We start from the raw sequence: 14,539 nt of genomic DNA, 5'->3' as shown, positions 1-14,539 counted from the left end.
CCAGCTCGATTTGAGTGCCGATCCTGGCAGAGCAATGACACTCATACAAGGGATTCCGTTGTTGCCTTTGGGTTACGCGACGGAATCTGTCGACCAGGTGTCGAGTCGGTCCTGAAAAGAAAGGACGGAGTGTCAGTGGTTCCTGCCAGACTCGGGTGCATGGGGAAGATCACGGGGACGATCGATTCACAGGATGCCCTGGTCAGGCAGGTCCGGGCCGGAGCGAAGATCAAGTATCTGCACTTCTGGGGCCACCGCCCGCGCCCGGACGGCCGGGTCGGCGCGAGCTGTCTGAGCCAGTGGTGGCCGTCACCGTTCGTGGTGGACGGCGTGACCTATGCGACCGCCGAGCACTGGATGATGGCGGCGAAGGCGCGCCTTTTCGAAGACCAGGAGGCGGAACGCCGGGTACTGGCCGCCGGTCACCCGTCCCAGGCCAAGAATGCGGGCCGCCTGGTCCGCGGCTTCGACGAGCAGACCTGGCGGCGGGAGCGCTTCGGGATCGTCGTCGAGGGCAGTGTCCACAAGTTCACGGCCCACGAGGACCTGCGGGAGTTCCTCCTCAACACCGGTGACCGGGTCCTGGTGGAGGCCAGCCCGGTGGACCGGGTGTGGGGCATCGGGCTCGCGGCGGACGACGAGGCGGCGAACAACCCCGAGCGCTGGCGAGGCCCGAACCTCCTGGGCTTCGCCCTCATGGAAGCAAGGGACCGCCTCAGAAACGCCTGAAGGGGACCACCGAATCCCGGCGGTCCCCTTTCTTCGACGGACGTTCGACGGGCGCTACACCACCGGGGTGACCGCCACGACAGCGAGGGACCCGTCGTAGTAGTCGGGCTTGTCATCCGAGTTGATGGCGGCGGTGATACCGATGGCGAGCAGGACGAGCACGGCGACGCCGAGGATCGTCCCGATGATCCCCATGATGAACCCGGCCTGTGCCTGCCCGTGGTTGGTGGCCTCACCCAGCGCGGCCCGCTTGCGCCCCTTGATCCCGAACACGATGGCAAGGACCCCGAGCACCAGCGACAGGATGCCGTACATGCAGAACAGGGCGCAGGACAGGATGCCCAGCACCATCGCGGCGACACCCATGCCGTTCTGCGGCGGCATCGGCGGGGCCCAGCCGCCGTACCCCTGCGGACCTTGCGGATAGCTGGGGTAGCCGTAGCCGACGGGAGCGCCGGGACCCTCGGGCCCGATGGGCGGCGGCGGCACGGAGGCGGGCCCACCGATGGGCGCGCCTTGCTGGGGGGCGGGGTACCCGTAACCGGGAGCGGGAGGCGGAAAGCCGTAGCTGTCGTTCGGCCCCGAGCTCACGGTGGTCTGATCATGCACAGCAGGCGACGGCGGGGGGCTCTTCTCCAACGAAGGCCCACTCTCCGGCGGCGCCCACGGATCCCGACCGTCCCCGCTCGGCTGCGTTCCGTCCGTCATGCTCACGTCCCCCTAGGTCGTTCGTGCGGCCATGTTACGGCTCGGCCGGGCGCCCAGGGGGTGTCGGGTCGGGTTGTGGGGCGGCTGCGGGCCGGTGGGGGCTGGTCGCGCAGTTCCCCGCGGTCCCGCTGCGCTGGGCTTGAACCGGGCGCCTTGGGGTGCCGGGTGAGGTTGTCGGGCGGGTGCAGGTCGGTGGGGGCTGGTCGCGCAGTTCCCCGCGCCCCTGGGTGGGACTCGTGCACCCGCGTACGAATCGCCCACCGAACCGAAACAGGCCGCCGCAGGCATCCAGGGGCGCGGGGAACTGCGCACAACGCCCGCCCCCACCGAACCCGCACCCGCACCCGCACCCGCACCAGACCCCGCCTAACATGTTCCGCACCGATCAGCCGATCACCGCACCCCGCGCCCACCAAGGGGAGGCCCCATGACGCCGCCGACGACCACCAACCCGCACGCCTTCATCGCCGACCTGCCCAAGGCCGAACTCCACGTCCACCACGTCGGCTCCGCCTCCCCCCGCATCGTCTCGGAACTGGCCGCCCGCCACCCCGACTCCCAGGTCCCCACGGACCCCGAGGCACTCGTCGACTACTTCACGTTCACCGACTTCGCCCACTTCATCGACGTCTACCTGAGCGTCGTGGACCTGATCCGCACCCCCGAGGACGTACGGCTCCTCACCTACGAGGTCGCAAGGGACCTCGCCCGCCAGCAGGTCCGTTACGCCGAACTCACCATCACCCCGTTCTCCTCGACCCGCCGCGGTATCGACGAGCGCGCGTTCATGGAGGCCATCGAGGACGCCCGCAAGGCGGCGGAGTCGGAGTTCGGAACCGTACTGCGCTGGTGCTTCGACATCCCCGGCGAGGCCGGTCTGGAGGCCGCCGAGGAGACGACCCGTTTCGCCACCGACGACCGCCTGCGCCCGGAGGGCCTGGTGAGTTTCGGCCTCGGCGGTCCCGAGATCGGCGTCCCCCGCCCCCAGTTCAAGCCGTACTTCGACCGGGCGATCGCCGCCGGCCTGCACTCGGTCCCGCACGCCGGCGAGACGACGGGCCCGGAGACGGTGTGGGACGCCCTCACCCACCTGCGCGCCGAACGCATCGGCCACGGCACGAGCTCCGCCCAGGACCCGGCACTCCTCGCCCACCTCGCCGAACACCGTGTCCCGCTGGAGGTGTGCCCCACCTCCAACATCGCCACCCGGGCCGTCCGCACCCTCGACGAGCACCCGATCAAGGAGTTCGTGAAGGCGGGGATCATCGTCACGATCAACTCCGACGACCCCCCGATGTTCGGCACCGACCTGAACAGCGAGTACGCGGTGGCGGCGCGGCTTCTTGACCTCGACGAGCAGGGTCTCGCCGCACTCGCGAAGAACGCGGTCGACGCGTCGTTCCTCGACGAGCCCGGCAAGACGAGGATCAAGGACGAGATCGACACGTACACGGCAAACTGGCTCACACAGTGACCCGACTGACGGCCGTGGCACACCGCGGCGACCCCTACCGCGTCCGTGAGAACACGATCGGCTCCCTGCGTTCCGCGCTCGACCGGGGCGCGGACGCGGTGGAGATCGACGTACGTCTCACCAGGGACGGCGTACCGGTGCTGCTCCACGACGACACGCTGAAGCGGCTGTGGGAGCACGACCGCCCCCTGCTGTCCCTGTCGGCGGACGAGGTGCGAGGCCTGACGGACGGCCGGGTGCCGACACTCGCGGAGGCCCTCGAAGCCACCGCCGGCAGCGGCGACGGAAGCGGCAGCCGCCTGATGCTCGACCTGCCCGGCACCAGAGAGGTACGGGTCGCCCGCAGCGTGGTCGACGTGGTCCGCGAGCACCAAGCCCAGGACCGCGTCTACTACTGCGCCGGCGCCACCGCCATGCTCGCCGTCCGCGAGGCCGACCCGTCCGCCGAGATCGCGCTCACCTGGACGACCCTCGCGCCCCCGCGCCCGGTCCTCCTGGACGCGGTCAGGCCCCGCTGGCTCAACTACCGTTTCGGCCTGATCGACCGGGACCTCGCGGACCGTATCCACGCCGACGGCTACCTGGTCTCCGTCTGGACCCCCGACACCCGCCGCTCGATGCGCCGCCTGGCCGCCGCGGGAGTCGACTCGATCACGACGAACCGGGTGGACGTGCTCTGCGCGCTGAGAGCACAGGCGAACAGGAGTTAGGCCCCCGAGTACGCCCGCGGCGGCGAGATCGCCTGCGCGTCCGCCCCCTCCCCCACCCACAGCCGGATCAGCAGCGCCGCGGTCGCCTCGACCAGGCCCGCCCGGTCCAGTCCCCCGGCGTTCAGCGGCTCGCAGCCCAGATCGCGGACGAGTCGCCGTACGACGGTCAGGGCCCCCTCGTCGTCCCCGCACAGCGGCACCGCGAGGGGGCGGCCGTCGAAGACGGGCGGGGTCAGCCGCCAGACGTCCTCGTGGCACAAGTTGAATGCCTTCACGACGTGCGCCGAAGGTGCGGCGGCGGCGATGCGCTCGGCGGCCGACGGCCCGCCCGCCGTGAGCAGGCCGAAATCACGGCCCACCGGGTTGGTGCAGTCGATCAGCACCTTCCCCCGGAGCGCCTCCCCGAGCCGCTCGACGACCTCGACCACCGCCTCGTACGGCACCGCGAGCAGCACCGCGTCCGTCCCGGACTCCGCCGCCTCGCGCAGCCCGCCCGAGCGGCTCCCGGTGACCACCTCGTGCCCGGCCCGCCGCCACTGCGTGCCCAACGCGTCCGCCATACCGCCCCGGCCGATGATTCCCACCCGCATGACGCCTCCTGCTGTTCGCCGGAACTGCCGTTTCTCCGGATCCGGCACGACAGTAGGAAGCCGCTCGGGCACCATTCGGTACGTGACCACCGACCTGGCCTTCCTCGCCGACTGCCGCACCCGCCTCGCCTTCGACCTGGTCTCCCACACCTGGAACCCGGTGGTGATCTGGGCCCTCAAGGACGGCCCCGGCCGCCCCGGCGAACTGCGGGCACGCATCGGCGGCATCAGCCAGAAGGTGCTGACGGAGACCCTGCGCCGACTGGAGTTCAACGGACTCGTCGCACGCCGGGCGTACGGCGGCTCCCCGCCCCGCGTGGAGTACGAACTGACCGCCCTGGGGCGGACGTTGCTCGCGCCGATCGAGGCTTTCGGTGTCTGGGCGCACGACCACGGGGACGAGGTGATGGACGCCCAGGAGCGTTACGGCGCCGATATCGCGCCTACACCCGGGACCGCTGAGGGACGGTCGCCGGGTCGGCGGGAGTCGACCGGGTGACGTACTGCGGCACGGGGGTGTCGTCCCGGCCCGTGTCGCGGACCAGGCCGTAGCGCTTGACGCCCTGGTCGGGGCCGGTGGTGATGTCCTTGTCCACCGCGTCCCAGCTGGACGGGAAGACGCTGAGGCCGTAGTCGGCGCCGCGTTCGTTGACCGTGAGGGTGACGCTGCCGTCGACGTAGAAGTACTCGTTCTGCCACATCTGCTGGGTGCCGGCGGGCGGGACGGCGTAGCCGACGGTGGAGTTGCCCATTCCGGTGGCGCTCGCGTCCGTGGCGCTGACGGGATCGTCCATCCGGCGGCCGCCGCCCGAGGCGACGTGGAAGAGCTCGCCCTTGAGGCCGGTCCAGGACGGCATGACCAGGCCGCCGGCCCGGTACTGGGGCGAGATCTGCCAGCGGACGAGGACATAGCCCCGGCCGGTGAGCGTGACGCTGTCCCCGCGGTGGTTCATGACGGCGTGCGCGCCGCCGGTGCTGGTGATGCCGGTCTCGGGCCGGTGCGGCAGGGCGGCGGGCGGGGTGTCGGGGTCCGGGGCCCGGTCGACGGCGTCGACGACACTGCCGTAGCGGACGGTCTTCGCCGGTGTCGCCGAAGGGGAAGGGGAGGGGGAGGGAGAGGGGGGCGGCGAGGCCGACGGTGTGTCCGGCACCGGGGGCGGCCGGTACGTGCTCGCCGCAGTGGGGGAGACCGCCACCCGCGGCGCCGGCACGTCCGGGGTCCGTGTGACGACGTACGTGCCGCCCGCGACGATCGTCGCCCCCGCGGTGACCGCGACAAGGGGCTGGGTGAGCGCGCCCAGCACCTTGGCGGACCAGCTCACGGAGGCGACCGTGGCGGTGGCGGCCGCGGCCGTCTTGCCGCCGAGGGCCAGCGAGAGGGCGAACCCGACCGGGACGGGCACCAGCGCGATCCCGACCAGCAGCCGCTCCGCGGGTACGACGGCCTCGTGGGTGTCCCCGCAGTAGCCGCAGCCGCGGATGTGCCGGGCCAGCCGCTTGCGCCAGACCGAGTCGGGGCGGCCGTTCCAGCGTGCGGTGAGTTCGCGCAGGTCGGGGCAGGCGCCGTCGAGGGCGCGGACGATGCCGCGGGAGGTCTCCAGGCGCTCCTTCATCCGCTGGACGCGCACGGCGGCGTGCTGCCGGCTGATGCCGACGGCGGCGGCCAGTTCGCGCCGGGTGAGTTCGCCCGCGACCTCCAGCCACCACAGCGACAGCAGTTGCCGGTCCTCGTCGTCGAGCCAGCGCACGGCCTCCGCGACCTCGCGCCGCTGTCCCTCCAACTGGAGTCGCAGCACGGTGAGTTCGGCGAAGTCGGCGGCTTCGCGCGCGGCCGACTCGTCCAGCGGGGCGGAGGTCCTGCGGCGGGCCCGGTCGCGGATCTGGCGCATGGCGATGGCGACCAGCCATGACCGGAAGCTGTCCGGGTCGCGGAGACTGCCGAGGTTGCCGACGGCCCGCAGCATGGTCTCCTGGACGACGTCGTCGACGTCGGCGTGGCCGTTCAGGGCGCGGCCCACGATGTTGTACACCAGCGGCAGCCAGCCCTCGACGAGCTCGTCCAGCGCCCGCCGGTCGCCGTCCTGCGCCGCCGCGATGGTGTCGCGCCACTGCCGCGTGTCCACGTCGTCCTTTCCGGCCGGTTCCCCTTCCCGCGTGGAGACGGAGTGAAGGGCTCCGCGATAACACTTTTCCGCCCTTAGGGGGCTTCCCTCGGCAACTCCCCTACGCACAGCGGAAGTTGCTCGGGACTCCATCAGGGTCTGGGCCCTACTCGCCGACGATCCCGCCGTCTCGTCGGCCTCGCAGGATGATCACACACATCCCACACCCCCTGGAGCCGACCCATGCGTGACCTCCGTCGCAGAAGCCTTCTCGCCGGCGCCCTCGCCGTCCCCCTGACCGCCGGCCTGCCGGTCTCGCCGGCGACCGCACGCACCGCCTCCGCCCCCGACGCGAGGGCGTAACGCGCCGCGATCGCGGGGCTGCCCGACGCGAACGCCACCGCAACCCTGGTCCGGGTCGGCGGCAGGGACGGCGACCGGCACGGCAGCTCGGGCGTGCACGATCTGGAGAGCGGGCGGCCCGCCGATCCGCACGCGCGGTTCCGGGCCGGTTCGACGACGAAGGTGGTCACGGCGGCGGCCGTACTGCGCCTGGTGGCCGAGGGCCGGATCGACCTGGCCACGCCCGTCCAGCACCACCTGCCCGGCCTCCTGGGCCCGAAGTTCCGGCCGGTCACCGTGCGGCAGCTGCTCGACCACACCAGCGGCATCCCGGCCGCCGACGGTCTCGGCGACACCTTCGAGGAGGTCTACGCCCACCGCTTCGAGACGCTCAGCCCCGAGCGGGTCGCCGCGTCCGCGGGTGCGAAGAACCGGAGTTCTGCCCGGGGAAGCAGCAGCACTACCTCAACATCAACTACACGTTCCTCGGCCTGCTGATCGAGCGGGTGACCGGGCGGCCGTACGCCTCCGAGGCCGGCCGGCTGGTGCCGGCTCCGGCCGGGACGCGGGACACGTACTTCCCCGGCACCGACCCGCGCATCCTCGGCCCGCACAACCGGGGGTACCAGGCGGTGAAGAAGGCCGACGGGACGACGGAGTTCCTGGACGTCACGGAGTGGAACCAGGCGGACCGGTTCGCGGCCGGGGACATGATCTCCACGACCGCGGACCTGGAGCGGCTGCTCACCGGCCTCTTCCGGGGCCGGATCGTCGAGCGGCCGCAGCTGAAGGAGGTGTTCGCTGTCCCGTCGGGCATCATCGGCGCGAGCTACAGCGCGGGCGGCCTCCAGCGCTTCGAGTCCGGCGGGACGGTCTACTGGGTCAAGTCCGGCGGCCGGTACGGCTACAACTCGGCGATCGCCACCACCTGTGACCTGGGCCGCACCCTCGTGTACTCGGTCAACTCCACCGACGCGAAGAGCGAGGGCGCGAACCCGGTCGTCGGCCGGATCATCACGGCCGCGCTCAGGTAGCGGGCACGGCGGGGGCGGGGTGCGGGACGGTGTGCGCGGTGAGCGCCTCCAGCCGCTTGATCTTCCGCCGTACGACGTACAGCGGAAGCACTCCGAACACACCGAACGCCATGTCGATCACGCTCCACCACAACGGGATGCCCCGGATCGGTCCGCAGATCAGGGCGAGCGGGATGATCCCGGCGCAGGCGATCATGCCGAACTCGACGACCCAGATGTTGCGGACCGGGTCGCGGTAGGGGCCGTAGAAGGCGACCGCGATGACCAGGTGGGCGAAGGCCAGCCAGTCCGTGCCGTAGAGGAGGAAGGGGTAGTCGGAGTCGGCGGTGTCGAGCCCGCGCCGGACACGCGCGATCCACTCCGTCAGCGCGTCCGGCGCGGGAAGGTGCCGCAACACGTCCTCGGTCCAGCGCAGTTCGTGGACCAGGGGGAAGGCCGTGGCCCCACTGAGCACCAGGCAGACGATGAAGAAGGCCAGCCATACGCGGATGCCCCTGAGTTGGGCGGCTCTGTCGCTCATGGCAGCAGCGTACGCCTGGAATTGAACATGTTCAAAAGGCTGGTCAGGAGGCGGCGGTCTCCGCCAGCTTCTGGAACTCGCCGAGGTCGTAGTTGGCGAGTGCGGAGTCGAGGTTCGTGAGCGCGCCGAGGTGCTCGATGAACCCCTTGGGGTCGTACTCGATCTGCAGCGTCACCCGGCTCGCGGTGTCACCGAGCCGGTGGAAGGTGACCACGCCGGCGTGGTGCACCCCCTCCACGGTGTGCCAGGCGATGCGCTCCTCGGGGATCACCTCGGTCAGCTCGGCGACGAAGTTCTTGTCGGCGCCGGGCAGTTGAAGCTGCCAGGCGAACCGCCGCTCGTCCAGCGGCTCCACCATGCGTACGTGGCTCAGAAAGGCCGGCCACCGGGTCACATCGCTCCACAGGGCCCACGCGACAGCGACGGGAGCCTCGATATCGACCGTTTCCACGAGGGACGCGGACATGTGGTACCTCTCCTTCTGCTGGGTCGGGGGCCGGGCCCGACGGGTGCGGTGCGAAGCGGATACCCCCGTCGGGCCGGCACACACGATTCGGCCGGCGGCCGGGACGCCGCACCACACGGGTCCCGGCCGCGTCTTCGTGCCCTGTCCGTCGCCGTTGAGTTCGAACTGCGTCTTCGCGCCGCTCGGTTCGGTGACCGAGGTCAGCTGGTCGGCGTCGTCGTACCCGTAGGTCACGGTGCCCGCGGAGTCGGTGGCGGTGGCGACGTCGCCCGCCGCGTCATAGGTGATCGACGTGGTGCCGGTGCCGGGCAGATTGCGGACTCGTTCGCGGGTTCTGCTCGTCATAGGTGAAGGTCGAGGTGCCCGCGTCTGTGGTGCGGATCCCCAGGTTGTCGTCGTCATAGGTGAACGTGGCCGTGGAACCACGCGCCGTCCGGCTCTTGAGGCGATCCCGGTCGTCGTAGCCGAAGGCGGTCGTGGTGGAGCGGCCGTCGGTGACGGTCTTCTGCCCCAGGTCGTGGTCTTCTTGCCGCGGGGGTCGGTGGCGGTGCAGCGCTGACCGGGCAGACCGCCGCAGTCCATGGCACCGCTCTTCGGGTTGTAGGTGTAGGTCCACTTCAGCGTGGTGGACCTTCGGCGCGGCGGCCCTCGCCCGCTGCTGGATCACGGCAGGAGTAACAGGTGTGCGTCCTGCCACTGGCCGCTTGGTGGATCGGGTCGTTCGACACGTACTACACCTGACCGCCTGCACCTGACCGCGCTCACAACCCCACGATCACGTTCCACCGCTTCGCGTACTCCTCCCGCTCCTTCGACGTGATGTCCCGCGCGATCACCAGCCGCTCACGCGTCCGCGCGTCCGGAAAGATCAGGGGGTTCTCGGCGAGGGCGGCGGTGTCCTCGTCCTTCGACGCGGCCAGGACGTCCCGGGCGGCGGGGACGGGGCAGACGTAGTTGACCCAGGCGGCGAGTTCCGCGGCGACCTCGGGGGCGTAGTAGTAGTCGATGAGGCGCTCCGCGTTGGCCTTGTGCAGGGCGCGGTCGGGGATCATCAGGGAGTCCGACCAGAGCTCCGCACCCTCCTCGGGGACGACGAAACGGATGTCGGGGTTGTCGGCCTGGAGCTGGATCACGTCTCCGGAGTACGCCTGGCAGGCCAGGACATCACCGGTGACCAGGTCCTTGGTGTAGTCGTTGCCGGTGAAGCGGCGGATCTGGCCGTTCCTGGCATACGTCTCGACCTGGTCGCAGACCGCGTCGAAGTCGTCCGCCGTCCACCGGGTGATGTCGACGCCGTTGCCCTGCATCAGCAGCGCGAAGGCCTCGTCGAGACCGGAGAGCAGGGTGACCCGGCCCTTGAGGTCGCTCGCCCAGAGGTCCTTCACCTGCCGGATCTCGCGGCCCAGCTTCCTGCGGTTGTACGCGATACCGGTGATCCCCGACTGCCACGGCACGGTGTACACGCGGCCCGGGTCGAAGGCCGGTGAACGCAGCAGCGGGTCCAGGTACTTCGTCACGTTCGGCTGGTTGGCCCGGTCCATCTCCTGGACCCAGCCGAGCCGTACGAACCGTGCGCACATCCAGTCGCTGATGACGACCAGGTCCCGGCCGGTCTGCTGGTGGTTCATCAGCGCCGGGCTGATCTTGCCGAAGAACTCGTCGTTGTCGTTGATCTCCTCGACGTAGTCGACGGCGACGCCGGTCCGCTTCCGGAAGGCGTCCAGCGTCGGCCGCCTCGTCGAGTCGTCGTCGTCCGTGTCGATGTAGAGCGGCCAGTTCGCCCAGCTCAGCCGCTTGTCGGTGGCGGAGCGGTCGGTGACGGCCCGGTCGCTCGCGGCCACGTATGCGGCGGGCACCCCGCACCCGGCGAGAGGGCCCAGCACCGCCGCCCCTCCGAACGCGCGCAGCAGGGCCCTGCGGGAGAGCGGGGATGTCCTCGGTGTGAGTGGCATGGCCGCAGCATGCCGCCCCGGCCAAGGGGCCGACAATCGACGCGGCGTCGAGCGGAACGGGCTGCGGCGGACACCCTGTCGAGCAGGTGCCACGGCGACCCGTAGCCGTCACCTGGTCGGCGCCCCAAAAGCGCCGCAGAGGCGCGGGGCTGTATCGATGCGGGCTACCGCCGGGCGGACGCGACCGGCCCTACGCACCCGCAGCGGAAAACCCACCCGCAGAACCACGCCTCCGCGGCGGAGAACCTACGCGTCCAACGACGTCATCACGTGCTTGATCCGCGTGTAGTCGTCGAAGCCGTAGCCCGACAGATCCTTGCCGTACCCCGACTTCTTGAAGCCGCCGTGCGGCATCTCCGCGACCAGCGGAATGTGCGTGTTGATCCACACGCACCCGAAGTCCAGCTTCTTGGACATCCGCATCGCGCGGCCGTGGTCCTTGGTCCACACCGAGGACGCGAGCGCGTACTCGACACCGTTGGCCCACGACACGGCCTGTTCCTCGTCCGTGAAGGACTGGACGGTGATGACCGGACCGAAGACCTCCTTCTGGATGATCTCGTCGTCCTGCTTCAGACCGGACACGACGGTCGGCGCGTAGAAGTACCCCTTCTCACCGACCTGGTGACCGCCGGCCTCGACCTTGGCGTGCGCGGGCAGCCGCTCGATGAACCCGGAGACCTGCTTGAGCTGGTTCGGGTTGTTGAGCGGGCCGTACAGCACGTCCTCGTCGTCCGGCTGCCCGGTCTTGGTGTCGGCGGCGGCCTTCGCCAGCGCCGCCACGAACTCGTCGTGGATCGAGGACTGCACCAGCACGCGTGTGGCCGCCGTACAGTCCTGCCCGGCGTTGAAGAAGCCCGCCACGGAGATGTCCTCGACGGCCTTCGGGATGTCGGTGTCCTCGAAGACAACGACCGGGGCCTTGCCGCCCAGCTCCAGGTGCACCCGCTTCAGGTCCCTGGACGCGGACTCGGCGACGGACATGCCCGCCCGCACCGATCCCGTGATGGACGCCATCGCCGGCGTCGGGTGCTCGACCATCAGGCGCCCGGTGTCCCGGTCACCGGTGATGACGTTGAAGACGCCCTTGGGCAGGATCGACCCGATGATCTCCGCGATCAGCACGGTCGACGCGGGCGTCGTGTCCGACGGCTTCAGCACCACGGTGTTGCCCGCCGCGATCGCCGGCGCGAACTTCCACACGGCCATCATCATCGGGTAGTTCCACGGCGCCACCTGCGCGCAGACCCCGACCGGCTCGCGCCGCACGATGGAGGTCAGACCCTCCATGTACTCACCGGCCGACCGCCCCTCCAGCATCCGCGCCGCGCCGGCGAAGAAGCGGATCTGGTCGACCATCGGCGGGATCTCCTCGGACCGCGTGAGCCCGATCGGCTTGCCGGTGTTCTCCACCTCGGCCGCGATGAGCTCCTCGGCCCGCTCCTCGAACGCGTCCGCGATCTTCAGGAGGGCCTTCTGCCGCTCGGCGGGGGTGACGTCGCGCCAGCCCGGGAAGGCGGCGGCAGCGGCGGCCATCGCCGCGTCGACGTCCGCCTGTCCGGACAGCGGCGCGGTCGCGTACGCCTCACCGGTGACGGGGTTGACCACCTCGGTGGTCCGCCCGTCGGCGGCGTCCCGGAACTCACCGTCGATGTAGTTGCGCAGACGACGCAGCTCGGTGCTCACTGCCGGCCTCCTGGAGGGGTTGAAACTGTCCACTGACTGAGACACCCACCCTAATCGCCAGGCCCACGTTTTCAACACCCCCGATCGCGTCAAGGCTGCGAAATCCGCAGGTATCAGTCACGTGAACAACGAATTTCATCGCCCCAACCTTGCGAAACCGACGAGACGTCGTGCACAGTGAGCTCGTGGCCAGTCGAAGCGCAGACCCCAGGGACTCCCGCGAGTCCAGGAGCGAGGCCCGGCACGAGTCCAGGAACGGCAGCAGCCCGAATCTGGACGCCGTCTCCCTCGCCATCATCGAGCAGCTCCAGGAGGACGGCCGCCGTCCGTACGCCGCGATCGGCAAGGCCGTGGGCCTGTCCGAGGCGGCCGTGCGCCAGCGCGTCCAGAAGCTGCTCGACCAGGGCGTGATGCAGATCGTCGCCGTCACGGACCCGCTCACCGTGGGCTTCCGGCGCCAGGCGATGGTCGGCATTCATGTCGAGGGTGATGTCGAGTCCGTGGCCGACGCGCTGACCGCCATGTCCGAATGCGAGTACGTGGTGATGACGGCCGGCTCCTTCGACCTGATGGTGGAGATCGTCTGCGAGGACGACGACCACCTGCTGGAGGTCATCAACCGCCGCATCCGGGCCATCCCCGGAGTGCGCTCCACCGAGAGCTTCGTCTATCTGAAGCTCAAGAAGCAGACCTACATGTGGGGAACCCGATAACCGTGAGGACCCGATAACCGTGAGCTCCAAGGACCTCAGCCGCACCGCGTACGACCACCTGTGGATGCACTTCACCCGCATGTCCTCGTACGAGAACTCCCCGGTCCCGACCATCGTCCGGGGCGAGGGCACCTACATCTACGACGACAAGGGCAAGCGCTACCTGGACGGTCTCGCGGGCCTGTTCGTGGTCCAGGCCGGCCACGGGCGCGTCGAGCTCGCCGAGGCGGCGTTCAAGCAGGCGCAGGAACTGGCGTTCTTCCCGGTGTGGTCCTACGCCCACCCGAAGGCCGTCGAACTCGCGGAGCGCCTCGCGCAGCACGCTCCCGGCGACCTCAACAAGGTCTTCTTCACCACCGGTGGCGGCGAGGCGGTCGAGACCGCCTGGAAGCTCGCCAAGCAGTACTTCAAGCTCACCGGCAAGCCCACGAAGTACAAGGTCATCTCCCGCGCGGTCGCCTACCACGGCACCCCGCAGGGCGCCCTGTCCATCACCGGTCTGCCGGCCCTGAAGGCCCCCTTCGAGCCGCTGGTCCCGGGCGCCCACAAGGTCCCGAACACCAACATCTACCGCGCCCCGATCCACGGCGACGACCCCGAGGCGTACGGCCGCTGGGCCGCCGACCAGATCGAGCAGCAGATCCTCTTCGAGGGCCCGGAGACGGTCGCCGCGGTCTTCCTGGAGCCCGTGCAGAACGCGGGCGGCTGCTTCCCGCCCCCGCCGGGTTACTTCCAGCGGGTCCGCGAGATCTGCGACCAGTACGACGTGCTCCTCGTCTCCGACGAGGTCATCTGCGCCTTCGGCCGCCTGGGCACCATGTTCGCCTGCGACAAGTTCGACTACGTCCCGGACATGATCACCTGCGCCAAGGGCATGACCTCGGGCTACTCCCCGATCGGCGCCTGCCTCATCTCCGACCGCCTGGCCGAGCCGTTCTACAAGGAGGACAACGTCTTCCTGCACGGCTACACCTTCGGCGGCCACCCGGTGTCGGCCGCGGTGGGCCTCGCCAACCTCGACCTGTTCGAGCGCGAGAACCTCAACCAGCACGTCCTCGACAACGAGGGCGCCTTCCGCGCCACCCTGGAGAAGCTGCACGACCTGCCGATCGTCGGCGACGTCCGCGGCAACGGCTTCTTCTACGGCATCGAGCTGGTCAAGGACAAGACGACGAAGGAGTCCTTCAACGACGAGGAGACCGAGCGCGTCCTGTACGGCTTCCTCTCCAAGGCCCTGTACGACAACGGCCTGTACTGCCGTGCCGACGACCGCGGCGACCCGGTCGTCCAGCTCGCCCCGCCGCTGATCTCCGACCAGGGGACCTTCGACGAGATCGAGCAGATCCTGCGCGCGACCCTCACCGAGGCCTGGACGAAGCTCTAGCCCCCGGCTCCAGCCCCCGGCGACCGAGCGGCTTGTACGGCCCGGAGTGCACCCGTCCGAGTGACAGGCACGCACCCCGGGCCGTGTGCTGTACGGCGTCCTGCCCCCGCCTCCTTAGCGTGCCTGGTA

14 protein-coding genes and 2 pseudogenes are annotated in these 14,539 nt (G+C 70.1%); 7 read left to right on the top strand and 9 right to left on the bottom strand.

The features are described 5' to 3' along the window. The first annotated feature begins 159 nt into the window (after positions 1-159). Positions 160-729 (top strand): NADAR family protein, encoded by a 570-nt coding sequence (locus ACIRP7_RS26330; protein ID WP_403664187.1) that lies wholly within the window; start codon positions 160-162, stop codon positions 727-729. Between the two features lie 54 nt (positions 730-783). Here ACIRP7_RS26330 and ACIRP7_RS26325 read toward each other — a convergent pair whose 3' ends face one another. Further along, on the bottom strand, positions 784-1,437 hold the full coding sequence (locus ACIRP7_RS26325; protein WP_403664184.1) for a DUF4190 domain-containing protein: 654 nt from the start codon (positions 1,435-1,437) through the stop codon (positions 784-786). A gap of 427 nt (positions 1,438-1,864) precedes the next feature. Between ACIRP7_RS26325 and ACIRP7_RS26320 the strand changes: the two genes are divergently transcribed. Beyond that, positions 1,865-2,911: an adenosine deaminase gene (locus tag ACIRP7_RS26320; protein WP_403664181.1), complete on the top strand. Its 1,047-nt coding sequence runs from the start codon at positions 1,865-1,867 to the stop codon at positions 2,909-2,911. Next, the gene (locus ACIRP7_RS26315; RefSeq protein ID WP_403664178.1) at positions 2,908-3,621 is read left to right on the top strand and encodes a glycerophosphodiester phosphodiesterase; all 714 of its coding nucleotides are present in this window, start codon (positions 2,908-2,910) and stop codon (positions 3,619-3,621) included. Before ACIRP7_RS26320 ends, ACIRP7_RS26315 begins: the two co-directional genes overlap by 4 nt. On the opposite strand, the gene ACIRP7_RS26310 is transcribed toward ACIRP7_RS26315, so the two are convergent. After that, a complete protein-coding gene (locus tag ACIRP7_RS26310; protein WP_403664175.1) occupies positions 3,618-4,211 on the bottom strand; it encodes an NADPH-dependent F420 reductase in 594 nt (197 codons plus the stop codon). The two genes, ACIRP7_RS26315 and ACIRP7_RS26310, sit on opposite strands and share 4 nt — an antisense overlap. Positions 4,212-4,293: 82 nt before the next feature. Between ACIRP7_RS26310 and ACIRP7_RS26305 the strand changes: the two genes are divergently transcribed. Continuing rightward, a complete protein-coding gene (locus ACIRP7_RS26305) occupies positions 4,294-4,710 on the top strand; it encodes a winged helix-turn-helix transcriptional regulator (RefSeq protein WP_403664172.1) in 417 nt (138 codons plus the stop codon). Here ACIRP7_RS26305 and ACIRP7_RS26300 read toward each other — a convergent pair. Continuing rightward, complete coding sequence (locus ACIRP7_RS26300) at positions 4,655-6,334, bottom strand: RNA polymerase sigma factor (protein WP_403664169.1); 1,680 nt, start codon at positions 6,332-6,334, stop codon at positions 4,655-4,657. The two genes, ACIRP7_RS26305 and ACIRP7_RS26300, sit on opposite strands and share 56 nt — an antisense overlap. A gap of 222 nt (positions 6,335-6,556) precedes the next feature. On the opposite strand from ACIRP7_RS26300, the pseudogene ACIRP7_RS26295 reads away from it, so the two are divergent. Further along, a pseudogene (locus ACIRP7_RS26295) lies at positions 6,557-7,689 on the top strand (serine hydrolase domain-containing protein). Here ACIRP7_RS26295 and ACIRP7_RS26290 read toward each other — a convergent pair. The 6 genes and pseudogenes from ACIRP7_RS26290 to ACIRP7_RS26265 form a co-directional block, all read right to left on the bottom strand. Further along, positions 7,682-8,209: a hypothetical protein gene (locus ACIRP7_RS26290; RefSeq protein WP_403664166.1), complete on the bottom strand. Its 528-nt coding sequence runs from the start codon at positions 8,207-8,209 to the stop codon at positions 7,682-7,684. The pseudogene ACIRP7_RS26295 and the gene ACIRP7_RS26290 sit on opposite strands and share 8 nt — an antisense overlap. A 43-nt stretch (positions 8,210-8,252) precedes the next feature. Continuing rightward, positions 8,253-8,675 (bottom strand): SRPBCC family protein, encoded by a 423-nt coding sequence (locus tag ACIRP7_RS26285; RefSeq protein WP_403664420.1) that lies wholly within the window; start codon positions 8,673-8,675, stop codon positions 8,253-8,255. 153 nt (positions 8,676-8,828) lie between these two features. Beyond that, a pseudogene (locus ACIRP7_RS26280) lies at positions 8,829-9,020 on the bottom strand (RHS repeat domain-containing protein); the annotation flags it as partial. Next, positions 8,953-9,342: a hypothetical protein gene (locus ACIRP7_RS26275; protein WP_403664163.1), complete on the bottom strand. Its 390-nt coding sequence runs from the start codon at positions 9,340-9,342 to the stop codon at positions 8,953-8,955. The pseudogene ACIRP7_RS26280 and the gene ACIRP7_RS26275, both read right to left, overlap by 68 nt. A 94-nt stretch (positions 9,343-9,436) precedes the next feature. Further along, entirely contained in the window at positions 9,437-10,627 is a 1,191-nt protein-coding gene (locus ACIRP7_RS26270) for a spermidine/putrescine ABC transporter substrate-binding protein (protein ID WP_403664160.1), read from the bottom strand. A 246-nt stretch (positions 10,628-10,873) separates the two neighbouring features. Further along, positions 10,874-12,313 carry a gamma-aminobutyraldehyde dehydrogenase gene (locus tag ACIRP7_RS26265; protein WP_266390398.1) on the bottom strand — a complete coding sequence of 480 codons (1,440 nt, stop codon included), beginning with the start codon at positions 12,311-12,313 and terminating at the stop codon, positions 10,874-10,876. 170 nt (positions 12,314-12,483) lie between these two features. On the opposite strand from ACIRP7_RS26265, the gene ACIRP7_RS26260 reads away from it, so the two are divergent. Further along, positions 12,484-13,026 carry an Lrp/AsnC family transcriptional regulator gene (locus ACIRP7_RS26260; RefSeq protein ID WP_390001786.1) on the top strand — a complete coding sequence of 181 codons (543 nt, stop codon included), beginning with the start codon at positions 12,484-12,486 and terminating at the stop codon, positions 13,024-13,026. 19 nt (positions 13,027-13,045) lie between these two features. Next, a complete protein-coding gene (locus ACIRP7_RS26255; RefSeq protein ID WP_403664156.1) occupies positions 13,046-14,410 on the top strand; it encodes an aspartate aminotransferase family protein in 1,365 nt (454 codons plus the stop codon). Positions 14,411-14,539: the final 129 nt, after the last annotated feature.

Origin of the sequence: Streptomyces sp. NPDC102270 (assembly GCF_044766405.1) — a bacterium.
Taxonomy (GTDB): Bacteria; Actinomycetota; Actinomycetes; order Streptomycetales; family Streptomycetaceae; genus Streptomyces.
Note: the sequence above shows the minus strand (reverse complement) of the source record. Positions and strands in the feature narration are given on the sequence as shown.

What these genes read in the sequence shown, in the direction of transcription:
- ACIRP7_RS26330 (WP_403664187.1), top strand. Translation starts at nt 160, where the DNA reads ATGGGGAAGATCACGGGGACGATCGATTCACAGGATGCCCTGGTCAGG.
- ACIRP7_RS26325 (WP_403664184.1), bottom strand. Translation starts at nt 1,437, where the DNA reads ATGACGGACGGAACGCAGCCGAGCGGGGACGGTCGGGATCCGTGGGCG.
- ACIRP7_RS26320 (WP_403664181.1), top strand. Translation starts at nt 1,865, where the DNA reads ATGACGCCGCCGACGACCACCAACCCGCACGCCTTCATCGCCGACCTG.
- ACIRP7_RS26310 (WP_403664175.1), bottom strand. Translation starts at nt 4,211, where the DNA reads ATGCGGGTGGGAATCATCGGCCGGGGCGGTATGGCGGACGCGTTGGGC.
- ACIRP7_RS26290 (WP_403664166.1), bottom strand. Translation starts at nt 8,209, where the DNA reads ATGAGCGACAGAGCCGCCCAACTCAGGGGCATCCGCGTATGGCTGGCC.
- ACIRP7_RS26285 (WP_403664420.1), bottom strand. Translation starts at nt 8,675, where the DNA reads ATGTCCGCGTCCCTCGTGGAAACGGTCGATATCGAGGCTCCCGTCGCT.
- ACIRP7_RS26270 (WP_403664160.1), bottom strand. Translation starts at nt 10,627, where the DNA reads ATGCCACTCACACCGAGGACATCCCCGCTCTCCCGCAGGGCCCTGCTG.